Source organism: Pseudomonas sp. P106(2024), assembly GCF_057480815.1.
This window is the reverse complement of the sequence record NZ_JBLIYU010000015.1, coordinates 1-15691: the sequence shown is the minus strand read 5'-3', so window position 1 is coordinate 15691 and position 15691 is coordinate 1. Positions and strand designations below refer to the sequence as shown.

Here is a 15691-nt window from a genome sequence, read left to right as displayed (position 1 = left end):
CCCGGCCCGTCCCCGTTTGCCTTCCCCACTTGTTCCGTCAACCGCCCCGTGCGGGCTCGGCCGCATTCATGAGCGGCAGCGGAAGGCTCGAATCAAAAGTCAGTATTCAAGAGGTTCGTTGCAGATGTTACTGATGATCGACAACTACGACTCCTTCACCTACAACGTCGTGCAGTACCTTGGCGAGCTGGGTGCGGAGGTCAAGGTCATTCGCAATGACGAAATGACCATCGCCCAGATCGAAGCCCTTAACCCCGAGCGCATCGTCGTCTCCCCGGGGCCGTGCACGCCGAGCGAAGCCGGGGTCTCCATCGAGGCCATCCTGCACTTCGCCGGCAAGCTGCCGATCCTGGGCGTCTGCCTGGGCCATCAGTCCATCGGCCAGGCCTTCGGCGGTGACGTGGTGCGCGCCCGCCAGGTGATGCATGGCAAGACCAGCCCGGTGCTGCACCGCGACCTGGGCGTGTTCGCCGGCCTGAACAACCCGCTCACCGTGACCCGCTACCACTCGCTGGTGGTCAAGCGTGAAACCCTGCCCGACTGCCTGGAAGTGACCGCCTGGACCGCCCACGAAGATGGCACTGTCGACGAAATCATGGGCCTGCGTCATAAAACCCTGAACGTCGAAGGGGTACAGTTCCACCCTGAATCTATCCTCACCGAGCAGGGCCACGAGCTGTTCGCCAATTTCCTCAAGCAGACCGGCGGACGCCGTTAAGGACCGATCATGGATATCAAGACCGCTTTGAGCCGTATCGTCGGCCACCTGGATTTGTCCACCGAGGAAATGCGCGACGTCATGCGCCAGATCATGACTGGCCAGTGCACTGAGGCGCAGATCGGCGCTTTCCTCATGGGCATGCGCATGAAGAGCGAGAGCATCGACGAAATCGTCGGTGCGGTGTCGGTGATGCGTGAGCTGGCCGACAAGGTCGAGCTGAAGACCCTCGACGGCGTGGTCGACATCGTCGGCACCGGTGGCGATGGCGCCAACATCTTCAACGTATCGACTGCTTCGGCCTTTGTCCTGGCCGCGGCCGGCTGCACCGTGGCCAAGCATGGTAACCGTGCCGTCTCCGGCAAGAGCGGCAGCGCCGACCTGCTGGAAGCCGCCGGTATCTACCTGAACCTGACCCCGGTGCAGGTCGCCCGCTGCATCGACAGCCTCGGCATCGGCTTCATGTTCGCCCAGACCCATCACAGTGCAATGAAGCACGCCGCCGGCCCTCGTCGCGATTTGGGGCTGCGTACCCTGTTCAACATGCTCGGCCCGCTTACGAATCCGGCCGGCGTGAAACACCAGGTGGTCGGGGTTTTCACTCAGGCCCTGTGCCGCCCGTTGGCCGAGGTGCTGCAGCGCCTGGGCAGCAAGCATGTGCTGGTGGTGCATTCGAAGGACGGCCTGGACGAATTCAGCCTGGCCGCGCCGACCTTCGTCGCCGAACTGAAGAATGACCAGATCACCGAATACTGGGTCGAGCCCGAAGACCTCGGCATGAAGAGCCAGAGCTTGCATGGCCTGGCAGTCGAGGGGCCGCAGGCTTCGCTGGAACTGATCCGTGACGCCCTGGGCCGACGCAAGACCGAGAACGGCCAGAAGGCCGCCGAGATGATCGTGCTCAACGCCGGCGCGGCGCTGTATGCCGCCGACCACGCGATGACCCTGGCCCAGGGTGTCGAACTGGCCCACGATGTGCTGCACACCGGGTTGGCCTGGGAAAAACTGCAGGAGCTGGGCGCCTTTACCGCGGTATTCAAGGTGGAGAACGAAGCATGAGCGTACCAACCGTGCTGGAAAGGATCATCGCCCGCAAATTCCAGGAAGTGGCCGAGCGCAGCGCGCGGGTCAGCCTGGGTGAACTCGAACGCCTGGCCAAGGCGGCCGATGCGCCCCGCGGCTTTGCCAGGGCACTGATCGAGCAGGCTGCGCGCAAGCAGCCGGCGGTAATCGCCGAAATCAAGAAGGCCTCGCCAAGCAAGGGCGTGATTCGCGAAAACTTCGTGCCGGCGGAGATTGCCGTCAGCTATGAGAAGGGTGGGGCGACCTGCCTGTCGGTGCTGACCGACGTGGATTACTTCCAGGGTGCCGACGTCTACCTGCAGCAGGCACGTGCCGCCGGTTCGCTGCCGGTGATCCGCAAGGACTTCATGGTCGATCCGTACCAGATCGTCGAGGCCCGTGCGCTGGGCGCCGACTGCGTGCTGCTGATCGTCTCGGCGCTGGACGACGTGAAGATGGCCGAGCTGGCCGCCACCGCCAAGGACGTCGGCCTCGACGTGCTGGTCGAAGTGCATGACGGCGATGAGCTGGAGCGTGCGTTGAAGATCCTCGACACACCGTTGGTCGGGGTCAACAACCGCAACCTGCATACCTTCGAAGTCAGTCTGGAGACGACCCTCGACTTGCTGCCGCGCATCCCCCGCGATCGCCTGGCCATCACCGAGAGCGGCATCCTCAACCGTGCCGATGTCGAGCTGATGGAAATCAACGAGGTGTATTCGTTCCTGGTCGGCGAGGCGTTCATGCGCGCCGAGCAGCCAGGGTTGGAGCTGCAGCGGCTGTTCTTCCCCGAACAGGTGAAGAAGACCGTTCAGCAACTGGACTGATCGAACAGAGAGCCGGCATCGTTTGCCGGCTTTTTTGTATTCGAGGGTTTCATCGCGAGACAGTCCCAACGTGGGAGCGGGCTTGCCCCGCGATGAGGCCGGTGAACATCACATCAAAGGTAGATCAATGACCGATCAACCCCTGGCCCTCACCGTCGAACAAGGCCTGCATGCCGAGCAGGACCTGCTGGCCGCCGTCTGCCGCGGCGAGCGCGAATGTGGCGTGCTGTTCTGGCGTCCGACCGACCATGCCCTGGTCATGCCCCGGCGCATGAGCCGCCTGGAAAACTTCGAGGCCGCCTGCGCCGAGCTGGCCATCGCTGGCTGGCCGGTGCTGCTGCGCGAAACCGGTGGCGAACCGGTGCCGCAATCCCATGCGACCGTCAATGTGGCGCTGGTCTACGTGGCCCCGCGCAGCGAGGGCGACCAGGGCCGCATCGAGAATGCCTACGAGCGCCTGTGCCTGCCGCTGTGCGATGTCCTTCGCGAATGGGGCGGTGTCGCCTCGGTGGGTGAGATTGACGGCGCCTTCTGCGATGGCCGCTACAACGTCAACCTCAATGGTCGCAAGCTGGTCGGCACCGCCCAGCGCTGGCGCCAGGGGCTGGGGGGCAAGCGCCCGGTGGTGTTGGTGCATGGCGCGCTGTTGCTGGACAACGAACGCGAATCGATGGTCGCGGCGGTCAACCGCTTTAATGAGTGCTGCGATCTGGATCAGCGTTGCCGCGCCGACAGCCATATCGCCTTGCACGAGGTGGCGCCTGCGGCTCCCTGGTTCGAGCGTCTGAGCCGGGCCTATGAGCAAGTACTGGCGGAACTGCCACAGGACTAGGGTCTGTACGAAATGTGTCTGCGCGAAGGCCAGACAAGGCGAAACGGGGGGAGGAAGCGGAGTGTACTGGAGTACATGAGCATTCCGAGCCCCGTTTCAACGCAGTATGGGCGAGTGCAGATACATTTCGTACAGAGCCTAACGGGTGCCGTAGACCACCATGGTTTTACCCTTGACCTGCACCAGGCTGCGCTCCTCGAGGTCCTTGAGGACGCGGCCGACCATCTCCCGTGAACAACCGACGATACGACCGATCTCCTGGCGTGTGATCTTGATCTGCATGCCGTCGGGGTGTGTCATGGCGTCGGGTTGCTTGCACAGGTCGAGCAGGCAACGGGCAACCCGGCCGGTCACATCGAAAAACGCCAGGTCGCCGACCTTGCGGGTGGTGTTGCGCAGGCGCTGGGCCATCTGGCTGCCCAGGGCATAGAGTATTTCCGGCTCCAGGCGTACCAGTTCACGGAATTTGTCGTAGCCGATCTCGGCCACTTCGCACTCGGTCTTGGCGCGCACCCAGGCGCTGCGCTGATGTTCCTGGCCGGCGGGCTCGAACAGCCCCAGCTCGCCGAAGAAATCACCGCTGTTGAGGTAGGCGATGATCATCTCGTGACCGTCGTCGTCCTCGATCAGGATGGTCACCGAGCCCTTGATGATGAACGACAAGGTATCGGCCCGGTCGCCGGCACAGATGATATTGCTCTTGGCGGCGTAGCGACGGCGTTGGCAGTGGGCCAGCAGCTTGTCGATGTTCTTGATCTTGGGTGGCAGGGCTGAGGAGACCATCACGAAATCCTGTTCGATGCGACGCATTGGCTTTTTATAGAGGCGCCTGGCAGCACGCGCCAGTCATTTGGCGCCAGCTTATCAGACACTTCAACTTGAATCGGCACAAAAGCGACGCGGCTTGAGCTTTTCCGACAGCCTCGCAAGGTCTAAGCTGACACCCTTTTACGAAATCGGGAGTCCGGATAGATGAAGGCACGCATCCAGTGGGCCGGTGAAGCGATGTTCCTCGGCGAGTCGGGGAGCGGCCATGTCGTGGTCATGGATGGCCCACCTGAAGCCGGAGGCCGCAACCTGGGCGTGCGCCCGATGGAGATGCTCCTGCTCGGCCTGGGTGGCTGCAGCAGTTTCGACGTGGTCAGCATCCTCAAGAAATCGCGCCAGGCCGTGGAAAGCTGCGAGGCCTTCCTGGAGGCCGAACGCGCCAGTGAAGACCCGAAGGTGTTCACCAAGATCCACCTCAACTTCGTGGTCAAGGGCCGCGGGTTGAAGGAGGCGCAGGTCAAGCGTGCGGTCGAGTTGTCGGCGGAGAAGTACTGCTCGGCCTCGATTATGCTGGATCGCGCGGGCGTCGAGATCACGCACGGTTACGAAATCGTCGAACTCGGTTGATCGAAGCCAGCGCCTGCCGGTCAGGCGCTTTGCTTGTGCAGGCGTTCGATACCTAGCAGCAATGCGAGCCCCGGGGTCAGCGCAAGCACCAGCCAGGGCGTATTCACCCCGAGCAGCGTGAGGATCTCGTTGCTGCTCCAGGTGGTGCCGAAGTGTTCGGCAAACACCTGGCACTGCAGCCACGCAGCCAAAGTGCCAGCGAGCACGAACGTGCCGACCAGCAGTTGGCGGCTGGCAAAAAACACGCTGAGCAGCAGGAACAGCAGCTGCGCGGGCAGTGTGCCGAGCATCAGCTCGGCGGTGCTATTGCTGTCAGGGTCGGTAAGTGTCGGCAGTTCCAGGCTCAAAGTGCTTTGCCCGACACTGGCGACCATCAGGCAAACGAACAGATAGGCGACCGGGATCAGGGCAAGGCCCTGCAACAGCCGGGCGAGCGATCGTCCCATGTTCAGCGACGCAATGCCGGCAGCAGCTGCAACAGGCGTTCGGGTAGCTGTGCCCGCAGTTGCTCGCTCAATGCCTCACGTCGCTTCTGGTAAAGCACGCCGAGACCGATCACGCCGAGGCCGATCAAGGTCAGTATGACCGGGAACAACAGGGAATCGGCGAACACCTCGTAGGACAGATACCCCAGGTAGGCCGCCACCCCCATCGCTCCGAACACCATGAACACCGGGCGGCGCAGCAGGACGGCCAAGCCCATCAGCCCCAGGTTGATCAGGCAGTACAGCGCCTTGCCCCATTCGCTGCCGCTGTCCATCAGCGTCAGCCCGCCCCAGAACGCCGCCAGGCCGGCGAGATAGCCCCAGAAGGCATAGTCACGGCGGGTGCGTCCGTCGATCACCAGGAATACCAACAGCAGGCCCAGGCCGAACCACAGCGAGACCGTGCGCCGTTGCTCCCAGCTGAACAGGTCGCCATGGAACCACTCGCTCAGGTCCATGGACATGAACCACAGGGCCACCGCGATTGGCATGACGATGAAAGGGAAGGGAATCAGGCGAAGCATCAGCAGCCCGGCCAGTACCGTCGCCGCCTCCATTGCCAACCAGCCACCCTGCACGTAGGTGTAGTATTGGTGGTAGTCGCCCTGGGCGTCGTCCAGCGGCCACCAGCCTGCCAGGCGCTCGATGGCGAACACCGCCAGCGGCACGATGCTGACCGCCACGGCGGCCAGCACGCCGGCCGCGACAGGCTGGTTGCGTCGCTGCAGCGACAGGGCGAGCAGGGTGATCCCGCCGATGTAGAGCAGGGCGATGGCCAGCAGTGCACCGTCGCCGATACGCATCCAGGCTTCGGTGAGCAGCCAGCCCATGGCGCCCATGATCAGCAGGGCGCCGAGGTAAAAGGCAACGTGGGCCAGCTGGAAGCTGGCGCGGCTTTCTGGCTGCTGGCGCAGGAAGGCCAGCAAGGCCTGGTCCTGACCAGGCTGCAGCACGCCGGCGCTCACGGCGCGTGCCAGGTCCCTGGCGTCGAAACGTTCCATGGTGCGCGTCTCAGATTCGGTAGGTGCTCTTGGTCATGACCTTGGCCAGCAGGCTCATGCCGAAGCGCACGGGGGCCGGGAAACGGTAGCCGCCGGCTTCCAGCGCGGACTCGGCGTGGTGCTCCTCGTCGACACGCATCTGTTCGAGGATGGCGCGGGACTTGCCGTCGTGCTCGGGGATCTGCTCCAGGTGTTCGTCCAGGTGCTTGCACACCTGATGCTCGGTGGCGGCGACGAAGCCCAGGCTGACCTTGTCGCTGACCAGCCCGGCGAGGGCGCCGATGCCGAACGACAGGCCGTAGAACACCGGATTGAGCACGCTGGGGTGGCTGTTGAGCTGGCGAATGCGCTGCTCGCACCAGGCTAGGTGGTCGATTTCTTCTTCCGCCGCATGCTCCATGGCCTTGCGTACCTGGGGCAGCTTGGCGGTCAGGGCCTGGCCCTGGTACAGCGCCTGGGCGCAGACTTCGCCGGTGTGGTTGATGCGCATCAGGCCGGCGATATGGCGGGTCTGTTGTTCATCGAGTTCGGCGTCCGGCTGGACGATCGCCGGGGAAGGGCGGGCGGGTTGGCCGCTGAAGGGCAGCAAGGTGCGCATGGCGGTATCGGCCTGCAGCAACAAGCGGTCGAGCGGCGAGTAGTGACGTTCGGTAGCCATCGGGCACCTCCGCTGAAGTGATGCCCGACAGTCTACCTCAATACTCCTGGGCAGGCTTGCCTTGGATCAGCCCGGCGGCCAGTGCATCTGGCGCTGGCCAAGCACGTGCATGTGGATGTGGTAGACGGTCTGGCCGCCCTGCTCGTTGCAGTTCATCACCACGCGGAAGCCCTCTTCGCAGCCGAGTTCCCGGGCCAGGCGCTGGGCGGTGAACAGGATGTGGCCGGCCAGGCCCTTATCTTCTTCGGTCAGGTCGTTGAGCGTACGGATGGGCTTTTTCGGAATGACCAGAAAATGCACTGGCGCTTGGGGGGCGATATCGTGGAAGGCCAGAACCTGGTCGTCCTCGTAGATGATCTTTGCCGGAATCTCCCGGTTGATGATCTTGGTGAAGATAGTCTCCACAGCACTTGCTCCATGGTGAGTGTCCGGGATGAGTGTACTGAGCCCCGCACCGCTCGCCCAGTGGCTATTCCATGCCGATCGGGCAATAGCGGCGATGGATCAGCCCAGCCAGCTTGCGCGTCAGCCAGCGCGGCAGCAGGCGCGGGACGAAGGCCAGCCAGCGGTTGCGCCGGCCGGGCAGGATCAGCGCGCGGTTGCGGTCCAGGGCGCGGACGGTGTCCAGGGCGATCTCCTCGGGGCTCAGGCAGCGGCTGTTGCCGTCGAGCCGTGGGATGCGGCGCCTGGCCGAGCGCACCGGCCCCGGGCACAGCACCGAGACCTTGATCCCGGTGCGCCCCAGTTCCTCGCGCAGGGCCTCGGAAAAACTCAGCACATAGGCCTTGCTCGCCGCGTAGGCGGCCATCCACGGGCCCGGTGCGACTCCGGCCAGCCCCGCGACGTTGAGGATCTGCCCGCCGCCCTGGATCGCCATCAGGTTGCCGATGGCGTGGCACAGGCGGCTCAGGGCGAGGATATTGACCTCCAACAGGTCCTGTTCATCGGCCCATTCATGGGCCAGGAACGGCCCGTAGGTGCGCTGCCCCGCACAATTCACCAGCAGGTCGATGCGCCGCTCGCCTTCCTCCAGCTCGAGGACGAAGCCCGACAGGCGCAGAGGCTGGCTGAGATCGCAGGCACGAAACAGCACTTCCACGCCAAAGCGTTGGGTGAGCTCGATGGCCACCGGCTCCAGCGTCTCGCGCTGGCGCGCCACCAGGATCAGGTTGCGCCCGCGCCGTGCCAGGGCTTCCGCCAGGGCCAGGCCCAGGCCGCTGGAAGCTCCGGTGATCATGGCGTAACGGGTCATGCAAGGCTCCTGGGGTGTAAGGGGCGCCTAGTGTACAGCCTGGCCAATTTGCTACAAGGCGTTGCTGCGCAGCTGCTGGCTGCGCGCCAGGGCGGCCCGGTATTCGTCCTGCAGGCGCCCGATCAGCTCGCCGACGCTGGGTAGGTCGTGGATCTCGCCGACACCCTGGCCGGCCGACCAGACTGTCTTCCAGGCCTTGGCCTCGTCATCCAGTGGCTTGAGCTTGCCGGCGTCATGGCCGCTCTTCAGCGCCGCCAGGTCGTAGCCGGCCTGCTCCAGGCTCTGGCGCAGGAAGCTGGCGGGGATGCCGGACACCGCCGGGGTATGCACGATATCGGCGGCCCCGGCGCCCAGGATCATCTGCTTGTAGGCGTCCTGGGCCTGGCTCTCGTGGGTGGCGATGAAGCGGGTGCCCATGTAGCCGAGGTCGGCCCCCAGCAATTGCGCGGCCAGCAGTTCATGGCCATGGTTCAGGCAGCCGGCCAGCAGCAGGGTCTTGTCGAAGAACTGGCGGATCTCCGCGACCAGGGCGAACGGACTCCAGGTCCCTGCATGGCCGCCGGCACCCGCCGCCACGGCGATTAGCCCGTCGACACCGGCCTCGGCGGCCTTCTCGGCGTGACGACGGGTGGTCACGTCATGGAACACCAGGCCACCATAGCTGTGCACTGCATCGACCACCTCCTTCACCGCGCCGAGGCTGGTGATGACGATGGGCACCCGATGTTCCACGCACAGGGCCAGATCGGCCTGCAGGCGCGGATTGGTCGGGTGCACGATCAAATTGACCGCGTAGGGTGCGGGCGCCTGCAGCTTGGCCAGCCCGGCCTCGATCTCATCCAGCCAGGCCTTGAACCCTGCGCTGTCACGCTGGTTCAGGGCCGGGAAGCTGCCCGCCACGCCATTGGCGCAGCAGGCGAGCACCAGCCGGGGATTGGAGATCAGGAACATAGGCGCCGCCACCAGGGGCAAGCGCAAACAGTGTTCGAGCGAGGCGGGCAGGGACATGGCGAAACTCCTGTAGGCGGGTTGATATCGTCAGAACGGCTTGACCACCACGAGAATTACGACGCCCAGCAACATCAGCACCGGTGCTTCGTTGAACCAGCGGTAGTACACATGGCTGCGGGTGTTGGTGCCGGCGGCGAAGCGTTTGCGCTGGGCGCCGCACATGTGATGGTAGACAGTGAGCAGGGCCACCAGGGTGAGCTTGGCATGCAGCCAGCCCTGGCTCAGCCAGCCGGGATTCAAGTACAGCATCCAGCCGCCGAACACGTAGGTGGCGATCATCGCCGGGTTCATGATGCCCCGGTACAGCTTGCGCTCCATGGTGATGAAGCGCTCGAGGCTGATGCTGTCCTGGCTCTGGGCGTGATAGACGAACAGGCGTGGCAGATAGAACAGGCCGGCGAACCAGCAGACCACACTGACGATATGCAGCGCCTTGATCCATAGATAGAGCATGGGGAGTTCCTTCAGGTTTTCACGGTCGTCAGATAGTAGAGGCCAAGGGCCCGAAGGGTCATCCCAAGAGTTGTTACAGGCGCCCTTGGCCCCTATTATCGTGCGCTTTCCAGTGGTCTCGTTGATAAGGGGCAAGCGTCATGATCAAGGTCGGTATCGTCGGCGGCACGGGTTACACCGGTGTCGAACTGCTGCGTCTGCTAGCGCAGCACCCACAGGCCGAAGTGGCGGTCATCACTTCGCGATCCGAGGCGGGCGTGGCGGTTGCCGACATGTACCCGAACCTGCGCGGCCACTACGACGGCCTGGCGTTCAGCGTGCCGGACAGCAAGGCCCTGGCGGCCTGCGACGTGGTGTTCTTCGCCACGCCCCACGGCGTTGCCCACGCCCTGGCCGGCGAGCTGCTGGCGGCCGGCACCAAGGTCATCGACCTTTCCGCCGACTTCCGCCTGCAGGACGCCGCCGAATGGGGCAAGTGGTACGGCCAGCCCCATGGAGCCCCTGAGCTTCTCAAGGACGCCGTCTACGGCCTGCCCGAGGTGAACCGCGAGAAGATCCGCCAGGCGCGCCTGATCGCCGTGCCGGGTTGCTATCCGACCGCCACCCAGCTGGGCTTGCTGCCGCTGCTGGAAGCCGGTCTGGCCGACCCGTCGCGGCTGATCGCCGACTGCAAGTCGGGCGTCAGTGGAGCCGGTCGTGGCGCCGCTGTAGGTTCGCTGTTCTGCGAGGCCGGGGAGAGCATGAAGGCCTACGCGGTCAAGGGCCACCGTCACCTTCCGGAGATCAGCCAGGGCCTGCGCCAGGCGGCAGGCAAGGACATTGGCCTGACCTTCGTGCCGCACCTGACCCCGATGATCCGCGGCATCCATGCCACCCTGTACGCGACGGTCGCCGATACCTCGGTCGACCTGCAGGCACTGTTCGAGAAACGCTACGCCAATGAACCGTTCGTCGACGTGATGCCGGCCGGCAGCCATCCGGAAACCCGCAGCGTGCGCGGTGCCAACGTCTGCCGCATCGCCGTGCACCGGCCTCAGGGCGGTGACCTGGTGGTGGTGCTGTCGGTAATCGACAATCTGGTCAAGGGCGCGTCGGGCCAGGCAGTGCAGAACCTCAACATCCTGTTCGGGCTCGACGAGCGCATGGGCCTGTCCCACGCCGGCCTGCTGCCGTAAGCGGCCAGTCGTTGCATGGGCCCGCCTCGCGCGGGCCTTTTTCATGGGGGCGACTAAAGCCGCACAATTCTTGACCGATTTTCTCGGACAAGCGGATAATACGCGCCATCGAGTTTTATGGCGGCACTGCGCCGGGAGAATCAACATGAGTGTCGAAACCTTCACCCCCACGGCTTTGGAATTCACCCCCGGGGCTGCGCACAAGGTCAAGACCTTGGTCAGCGAAGAGGGCAACGACCGGCTGAAGCTGCGTGTGTTCGTGACGGGCGGCGGCTGCTCGGGCTTCCAGTACGGCTTCACCTTCGATGAGGAGGTGGCCGATGACGACACCATCGTCGAGCGTGAAGGTGTCGCCCTGGTCGTCGATCCGATGAGCTTCCAGTACCTGGCCGGTGCCGAAGTCGACTACCAGGAAGGCCTGGAAGGTTCGCGCTTCGTGATCAAGAACCCGAACGCCACCACCACCTGCGGTTGCGGTTCGTCGTTCTCGATCTGATCTGGACCCTGCTGTGAAAACGCCGCGCAATTGCGCGGCGTTTTGCATTCTGCCGGTTGTTCAGGCGGGGTAGATCGCGCCGAGGATGCGCAGGCCGCGGGCGGCGGTCACGCTGGGACGATTGGCCGGGATATTCTCCAGGCAGCAATGGGCCAGCCAGGCGAAGGCCATGGCCTCGACCCAGTCGGGGTCCACACCATGTGCGGCGGTGCTGGCGACCTCGGCAGCCGGCAGCAGGGTTGCCAGGCGCGCCATCAAGGCACCGTTGCGCGCGCCCCCGCCGCAGACCAGCAGGGCCTCGGTGTCGTCCTGGGCCTGGCGCAGCGAGTCGATGATGCTGCGCGCCGTCAGCTCCAGCAGGGTGGCCTGGACATCTTCGTCACGGTAAGCCGGTAGGCGCGCCAAATGGGCGTCCAGCCAGGGCAGGTTGAATACCTCGCGCCCGGTGCTCTTCGGGCCGCTGCCGGCGAAGAACGGGTCGCTCAGCAGGGCGCTCAGCAGGTCCTGGCGGACGCTACCGCTGGCCGCCCAGGCACCGTCGGCATCGAACGCTTGACCCTGCTTGCGTTCGATCCAGGCATCCAGCAGCACATTGCCCGGGCCGCAGTCGAAGCCATGTACCGGCTGGTCGTGCTCGATCAGGCTCAGGTTGCTGAAGCCCCCCACGTTGAGGATCGCCAGGCGCTGGCCGAGATGGCCGAACAGGGCTTCGTGAAACGCTGGCACCAACGGTGCGCCCTGGCCACCCGCCGCCACGTCGCGGCGCCGGAAGTCACCCACCACGCAGATGCCAGTGAGCTCGGCCAGCAGGGCCGGGTTGCCGATCTGCACGGTAAAACCACGGGCCGGCTCATGGCGAACCGTCTGGCCGTGGCTGCCGATGGCGCGAATGGCGTCGGGGGCCAGGCCCTCGGCGGCCAGCAGGTGATTGATGCCTTGGGCCGCCAGGGTGGCCCAGCGGTTTTCCGCCAGGGCCGCGCGGGCGATCTCGTCGGGGCCGCTGGCGCAGAGGCCGAGCAGGTCCTGGCGCAGGTCGACGGGCATGGGGATGTAATGGGTGGCGAGCAGCCGCAGCTGCTCGTCTTGTTCGATCAGGGCGATGTCCAGGCCATCAAGGCTGGTGCCGGACATCACCCCCAGGTAGAGCGCCATGTCAGCGCTTGTTGGCGGCGAGCAGGGTGGCCTTTTCCTGATCCATGCGGGCGATCAGGGGCTGGCTCTGCTGGTTGAAGCGTTGGCGCTCGGCCTTGGCGATCGGGTCGGCCATCGGCACCTTCTGGCTCAGCGGGTCGACGTGGACACCGTTGACCTGGAACTCGTAGTGTAGGTGTGGGCCGGTCGACAGGCCGGTGGTGCCGATATAGCCGATGATCTGTCCCTGCTTGACGCTGGAGCCGGTCTTGATGCCCTTGGCGAAACCCTGCATGTGGCCGTAGAGCGTCTTGTAGGAATTGCCGTGGGCGATGATCACGGTGTTGCCGTAGCCGCCGCGGCGGCCGGCCAGCTCGATGCGACCGTCGCCGGCGGCCTTGATCGGCGTGCCGCGCGGTGCGGCGTAGTCGACGCCCTTGTGCGCACGGATCTTGTTGAGAATCGGGTGCTTGCGCCCTGCCGAGAAGCGCGAGCTGATGCGAGCAAAGTCCACCGGGGTGCGGATGAACGCCTTGCGCAGGCTGTTGCCGTCGGCGGTGTAGTAGTTGGTGTTGCCTTGCTTGTTGGTGTAGCGCACGGCGGTGTAGGTCTTGCCGCGGTTGGTGAAGCGGGCGGAGAGGATATTGCCGGTACCGACCACCTTGCCGTCCATCATCTTCTGCTCGTAGACCACGTCGAATTCGTCGCCAGGACGGATGTCCTGGGCGAAGTCGATGTCGTAGCCGAGGATGCGCGCCATGTCCATGGTCATGCTGTGGGACAGGCCAGCGCGCTGCGCGGAGGCGGACAACGAGCTCTTGATCACGCCATGGGCGTAGGCGGTGCGGACCACCGGCTTGCTGATCTCGCGCTCGAAGGCGAAGCCCTTGTCGGTCTTGTTCAGGCGGATGGTCTCGAGATTGCTGACCTTGCTGTGCAGGCTGGTCAGCTGTCCATCCTTGTCCAGTTCGAACTGCAGCACCTGGCCGTGCTTGAGCTGGCTGAACTGCTTGGCCTGCTTGCTGCTCGCCAGCACGTCGTGCACGACGTTGGCCGGCAGGCCGACCTTGTTGAACAGGGTCGAAAGCGTATCACCGCGGCTGACCACCACTTCACGGTGGCCTGGCGCCTTCTCTTCTGGTTTGGAGGCAGGGGCCGGCGCCGGTTCAGCCTTGGCGGTCTCGGGCTCGGCGCCGTCGATCTGGGCGAATGGCGAGTCGCTGCTCTGTCCGGCCTCTAGGAGGGAGGCGCCGCGGGATTCGTCCTTGAGCTGTTCTGTCGGGCTCTCGAGCTCCAGGCTGAGGGTGGTTTTCTTGGCTTCCACTTCGCTGGAAGGGAAGACCAGCAAGGCCAGGCTGAGGAGGGCGGCAATGCCGCTGGCGGCCAACAGATGGCTTTTCGGATAAAGCGGGGGCGCTTTAGGCGTTTCGTTGGTCATAGATAAGGTGACTTTGAAAAAGGTGAAATGGAAAAGATGAATGACATGATGAAGATGAAATAACTGTATAAAATATAACCAAATCCATTCTCACGCAAGGGCGCGTAGACGTTGCGGTGCGCCGTTCGGGTCACAATCCTTTGCGAAACTTGTATTTGATGGCCGATCTTGTATGGTTGGCTCCCCTTGAATCCTAGCGTTGCGGGTCTGTCTATGAAGTCGGTTGAAGAGCAGCTGGCGCTTATCAAGCGCGGTGCGGAAGAGGTACTGGTCGAATCGGAACTGGTGGAGAAGCTCAAGCGCGGCCAACCGCTGCGCATCAAGGCGGGCTTCGATCCAACCGCGCCCGACCTGCACCTGGGCCACACGGTGCTGATCAACAAGCTGCGCCAGTTCCAGGAGCTGGGGCATCAGGTCATCTTCCTGATCGGCGACTTCACCGGCATGATTGGTGACCCGAGCGGCAAGAGTGCCACCCGTCCGCCGCTGACCCGCGAGCAGGTGCTGGACAACGCCGAGACCTATAAACAGCAGGTGTTCAAGATCCTCGATCCGGCCAAGACCGAGGTGGCGTTCAACTCCACCTGGATGGACAAGCTCACGCCTGCCGACTTCATTCGCCTGGCCTCGCAGTACACCGTGGCGCGCATGCTCGAGCGCGACGATTTCGACAAGCGCTACACCACCAACCAGCCGATCGCGATCCATGAGTTCCTCTATCCGCTGGTGCAGGGTTACGACTCCGTCGCCTTGCAGGCCGATGTCGAGCTAGGTGGCACCGACCAGAAGTTCAACCTGCTGATGGGGCGCGAGCTGCAACGCGCCTACGGTCAGGAGGCGCAGAACATCGTCACCATGCCGCTGCTCGAAGGGCTGGATGGCGTTAAGAAGATGTCCAAGTCGCTGGGCAATTATGTCGGTATCCAGGAAGCACCCGGGGTGATGTACAGCAAGCTTGTGTCGATTCCTGACACCTTGATGTGGCGTTACTTCGAGCTGTTGAGCTTCCGTTCGATGGAAGAGATCGATCAGTTCAGAGCGGATGTAGAAAATGGCGCCAACCCGCGCGACATCAAGATCAAGCTGGCCGAGGAGATTGTGGCCCGCTTCCATGGTGAAGAGGCTGCGGCCAATGCGCACCGTGCCGCGGGCAATCGCATGAAGGAAGGCGAGTTGCCCGAGGACCTGCCGGAGATCGAAGTGGTCGCCGCTGAAGATCTGCCGATCGCCGCCGTGCTGAACCGGGCGGGCCTGGTGAAGAACTCGGCGCAGGCGCGGGATCTGCTCGGCGCTGGTGCGGTCAAGGTGGATGGCGCGGTGGTCGACCGTGATTTCATGTTCGTGATTGGTGCGACCCATGTGTGCCAGGCGGGCAAAAAGGCGTTTGCCCGGGTCAGCCTCAAGGCTGAGTGATGGCGCGGTGGTGTAGCTATATAGAAGCGGGGAGGCCGGTAGGCCTCCCCGCTTTTGTATTGGGGCTGCTTATATAGGTACCAGGGCTTCTGAGGCGATCTTTTTGATTTTTATGAAATTAACGGTTGACGGGCTTTCAGATCCCCTTATAATGCGCCCCACTTCCAGCGACATCGGGACGAAAAACTCCTTGAATATCAAAGAGTTGATTGTTGAAGAGGGTGGCGGAGGTGCTTCGGTATAACGATCGGCAGCGGTGAAAAAGGCAGTTGACAGCAGGTTGTAACGCTGTATGATTCGCCTCCCGCTACGAGAGATCGCAGCGAGTCAAGTGTTTGAAGTGA

General features: G+C 63.9%; 18 protein-coding genes. 8 read left to right on the top strand and 10 right to left on the bottom strand.

What is annotated here, in order from left to right; all coding sequences use genetic code 11:
• Positions 1-124: 124 nt before the first annotated feature.
• From AC25M7_RS20660 to AC25M7_RS20645, 4 genes are all read left to right on the top strand, one after another.
• Complete coding sequence (locus AC25M7_RS20660) at positions 125-718, top strand: aminodeoxychorismate/anthranilate synthase component II (RefSeq protein ID WP_028689014.1); 594 nt, start codon at positions 125-127, stop codon at positions 716-718.
• 9 nt (positions 719-727) lie between these two features.
• Positions 728-1777, top strand: a complete 1050-nt coding sequence (trpD, locus tag AC25M7_RS20655; protein ID WP_028689013.1) for an anthranilate phosphoribosyltransferase — start codon at positions 728-730, stop codon at positions 1775-1777.
• On the top strand, positions 1774-2607 hold the full coding sequence (gene trpC / locus AC25M7_RS20650) for an indole-3-glycerol phosphate synthase TrpC (protein WP_062362995.1): 834 nt from the start codon (positions 1774-1776) through the stop codon (positions 2605-2607). The genes trpD and trpC overlap by 4 nt, the downstream gene beginning before the upstream one ends.
• A gap of 127 nt (positions 2608-2734) precedes the next feature.
• On the top strand, positions 2735-3439 hold the full coding sequence (locus AC25M7_RS20645) for a lipoate--protein ligase family protein (protein ID WP_062362998.1): 705 nt from the start codon (positions 2735-2737) through the stop codon (positions 3437-3439).
• Between the two features lie 138 nt (positions 3440-3577).
• Here AC25M7_RS20645 and crp read toward each other — a convergent pair whose 3' ends face one another.
• Complete coding sequence (crp, locus tag AC25M7_RS20640) at positions 3578-4222, bottom strand: cAMP-activated global transcriptional regulator CRP (RefSeq protein WP_028689010.1); 645 nt, start codon at positions 4220-4222, stop codon at positions 3578-3580.
• Positions 4223-4411: 189 nt separating this feature from the next.
• Here crp and AC25M7_RS20635 point away from each other — a divergent pair, with 189 nt between their 5' ends.
• Positions 4412-4834 (top strand): OsmC family protein, encoded by a 423-nt coding sequence (locus AC25M7_RS20635; RefSeq protein WP_028689009.1) that lies wholly within the window; start codon positions 4412-4414, stop codon positions 4832-4834.
• 20 nt (positions 4835-4854) lie between these two features.
• Here AC25M7_RS20635 and AC25M7_RS20630 read toward each other — a convergent pair whose 3' ends face one another.
• From AC25M7_RS20630 to hemJ, 7 genes are all read right to left on the bottom strand, one after another.
• Positions 4855-5280: a hypothetical protein gene (locus tag AC25M7_RS20630; RefSeq protein WP_062363002.1), complete on the bottom strand. Its 426-nt coding sequence runs from the start codon at positions 5278-5280 to the stop codon at positions 4855-4857.
• A 2-nt stretch (positions 5281-5282) separates the two neighbouring features.
• Positions 5283-6320: a DUF2157 domain-containing protein gene (locus tag AC25M7_RS20625; RefSeq protein WP_486971402.1), complete on the bottom strand. Its 1038-nt coding sequence runs from the start codon at positions 6318-6320 to the stop codon at positions 5283-5285.
• Positions 6321-6330: 10 nt separating this feature from the next.
• Positions 6331-6978, bottom strand: a complete 648-nt coding sequence (coq7, locus tag AC25M7_RS20620) for a 2-polyprenyl-3-methyl-6-methoxy-1,4-benzoquinone monooxygenase (protein WP_028689006.1) — start codon at positions 6976-6978, stop codon at positions 6331-6333.
• A gap of 66 nt (positions 6979-7044) precedes the next feature.
• Entirely contained in the window at positions 7045-7383 is a 339-nt protein-coding gene (locus tag AC25M7_RS20615; protein ID WP_028689005.1) for a histidine triad nucleotide-binding protein, read from the bottom strand.
• Positions 7384-7447: 64 nt separating this feature from the next.
• Positions 7448-8230, bottom strand: coding sequence for an SDR family NAD(P)-dependent oxidoreductase (locus AC25M7_RS20610; protein WP_028689004.1), 783 nt, complete (start codon positions 8228-8230; stop codon positions 7448-7450).
• Positions 8231-8281: 51 nt separating this feature from the next.
• Positions 8282-9238, bottom strand: a complete 957-nt coding sequence (locus AC25M7_RS20605) for an NAD(P)H-dependent flavin oxidoreductase (RefSeq protein WP_486971401.1) — start codon at positions 9236-9238, stop codon at positions 8282-8284.
• A 30-nt stretch (positions 9239-9268) separates the two neighbouring features.
• Positions 9269-9694 (bottom strand): protoporphyrinogen oxidase HemJ, encoded by a 426-nt coding sequence (hemJ, locus tag AC25M7_RS20600; RefSeq protein ID WP_028689002.1) that lies wholly within the window; start codon positions 9692-9694, stop codon positions 9269-9271.
• A gap of 140 nt (positions 9695-9834) precedes the next feature.
• Here hemJ and argC point away from each other — a divergent pair, with 140 nt between their 5' ends.
• Together argC and erpA are read left to right on the top strand one after the other, a co-directional pair.
• Positions 9835-10869, top strand: a complete 1035-nt coding sequence (argC, locus tag AC25M7_RS20595; RefSeq protein ID WP_028689001.1) for an N-acetyl-gamma-glutamyl-phosphate reductase — start codon at positions 9835-9837, stop codon at positions 10867-10869.
• Between the two features lie 145 nt (positions 10870-11014).
• Positions 11015-11365, top strand: coding sequence for an iron-sulfur cluster insertion protein ErpA (erpA, locus tag AC25M7_RS20590; RefSeq protein ID WP_028689000.1), 351 nt, complete (start codon positions 11015-11017; stop codon positions 11363-11365).
• A gap of 60 nt (positions 11366-11425) precedes the next feature.
• On the opposite strand, the gene AC25M7_RS20585 is transcribed toward erpA, so the two are convergent.
• Both AC25M7_RS20585 and AC25M7_RS20580 read right to left on the bottom strand, forming a co-directional pair.
• On the bottom strand, positions 11426-12517 hold the full coding sequence (locus AC25M7_RS20585; RefSeq protein WP_062363011.1) for an anhydro-N-acetylmuramic acid kinase: 1092 nt from the start codon (positions 12515-12517) through the stop codon (positions 11426-11428).
• A 1-nt stretch (position 12518) separates the two neighbouring features.
• The gene (locus AC25M7_RS20580) at positions 12519-13934 is read right to left on the bottom strand and encodes a peptidoglycan DD-metalloendopeptidase family protein (protein ID WP_486971400.1); all 1416 of its coding nucleotides are present in this window, start codon (positions 13932-13934) and stop codon (positions 12519-12521) included.
• 213 nt (positions 13935-14147) lie between these two features.
• Here AC25M7_RS20580 and tyrS point away from each other — a divergent pair, with 213 nt between their 5' ends.
• Positions 14148-15347, top strand: coding sequence for a tyrosine--tRNA ligase (gene tyrS, locus AC25M7_RS20575; protein WP_028688997.1), 1200 nt, complete (start codon positions 14148-14150; stop codon positions 15345-15347).
• Positions 15348-15691: the final 344 nt, after the last annotated feature.

What these genes read in the sequence shown, in the direction of transcription:
- trpD (WP_028689013.1), top strand. Translation starts at nt 728, where the DNA reads ATGGATATCAAGACCGCTTTGAGCCGTATCGTCGGCCACCTGGATTTG.
- AC25M7_RS20660 (WP_028689014.1), top strand. Translation starts at nt 125, where the DNA reads ATGTTACTGATGATCGACAACTACGACTCCTTCACCTACAACGTCGTG.
- AC25M7_RS20585 (WP_062363011.1), bottom strand. Translation starts at nt 12,517, where the DNA reads ATGGCGCTCTACCTGGGGGTGATGTCCGGCACCAGCCTTGATGGCCTG.
- erpA (WP_028689000.1), top strand. Translation starts at nt 11,015, where the DNA reads ATGAGTGTCGAAACCTTCACCCCCACGGCTTTGGAATTCACCCCCGGG.
- AC25M7_RS20605 (WP_486971401.1), bottom strand. Translation starts at nt 9,238, where the DNA reads ATGTCCCTGCCCGCCTCGCTCGAACACTGTTTGCGCTTGCCCCTGGTG.
- AC25M7_RS20580 (WP_486971400.1), bottom strand. Translation starts at nt 13,934, where the DNA reads ATGACCAACGAAACGCCTAAAGCGCCCCCGCTTTATCCGAAAAGCCAT.
- crp (WP_028689010.1), bottom strand. Translation starts at nt 4,222, where the DNA reads ATGGTCTCCTCAGCCCTGCCACCCAAGATCAAGAACATCGACAAGCTG.
- AC25M7_RS20610 (WP_028689004.1), bottom strand. Translation starts at nt 8,230, where the DNA reads ATGACCCGTTACGCCATGATCACCGGAGCTTCCAGCGGCCTGGGCCTG.
- hemJ (WP_028689002.1), bottom strand. Translation starts at nt 9,694, where the DNA reads ATGCTCTATCTATGGATCAAGGCGCTGCATATCGTCAGTGTGGTCTGC.
- AC25M7_RS20635 (WP_028689009.1), top strand. Translation starts at nt 4,412, where the DNA reads ATGAAGGCACGCATCCAGTGGGCCGGTGAAGCGATGTTCCTCGGCGAG.
- AC25M7_RS20630 (WP_062363002.1), bottom strand. Translation starts at nt 5,280, where the DNA reads ATGGGACGATCGCTCGCCCGGCTGTTGCAGGGCCTTGCCCTGATCCCG.
- tyrS (WP_028688997.1), top strand. Translation starts at nt 14,148, where the DNA reads ATGAAGTCGGTTGAAGAGCAGCTGGCGCTTATCAAGCGCGGTGCGGAA.
- AC25M7_RS20645 (WP_062362998.1), top strand. Translation starts at nt 2,735, where the DNA reads ATGACCGATCAACCCCTGGCCCTCACCGTCGAACAAGGCCTGCATGCC.
- argC (WP_028689001.1), top strand. Translation starts at nt 9,835, where the DNA reads ATGATCAAGGTCGGTATCGTCGGCGGCACGGGTTACACCGGTGTCGAA.
- AC25M7_RS20625 (WP_486971402.1), bottom strand. Translation starts at nt 6,320, where the DNA reads ATGGAACGTTTCGACGCCAGGGACCTGGCACGCGCCGTGAGCGCCGGC.
- trpC (WP_062362995.1), top strand. Translation starts at nt 1,774, where the DNA reads ATGAGCGTACCAACCGTGCTGGAAAGGATCATCGCCCGCAAATTCCAG.
- coq7 (WP_028689006.1), bottom strand. Translation starts at nt 6,978, where the DNA reads ATGGCTACCGAACGTCACTACTCGCCGCTCGACCGCTTGTTGCTGCAG.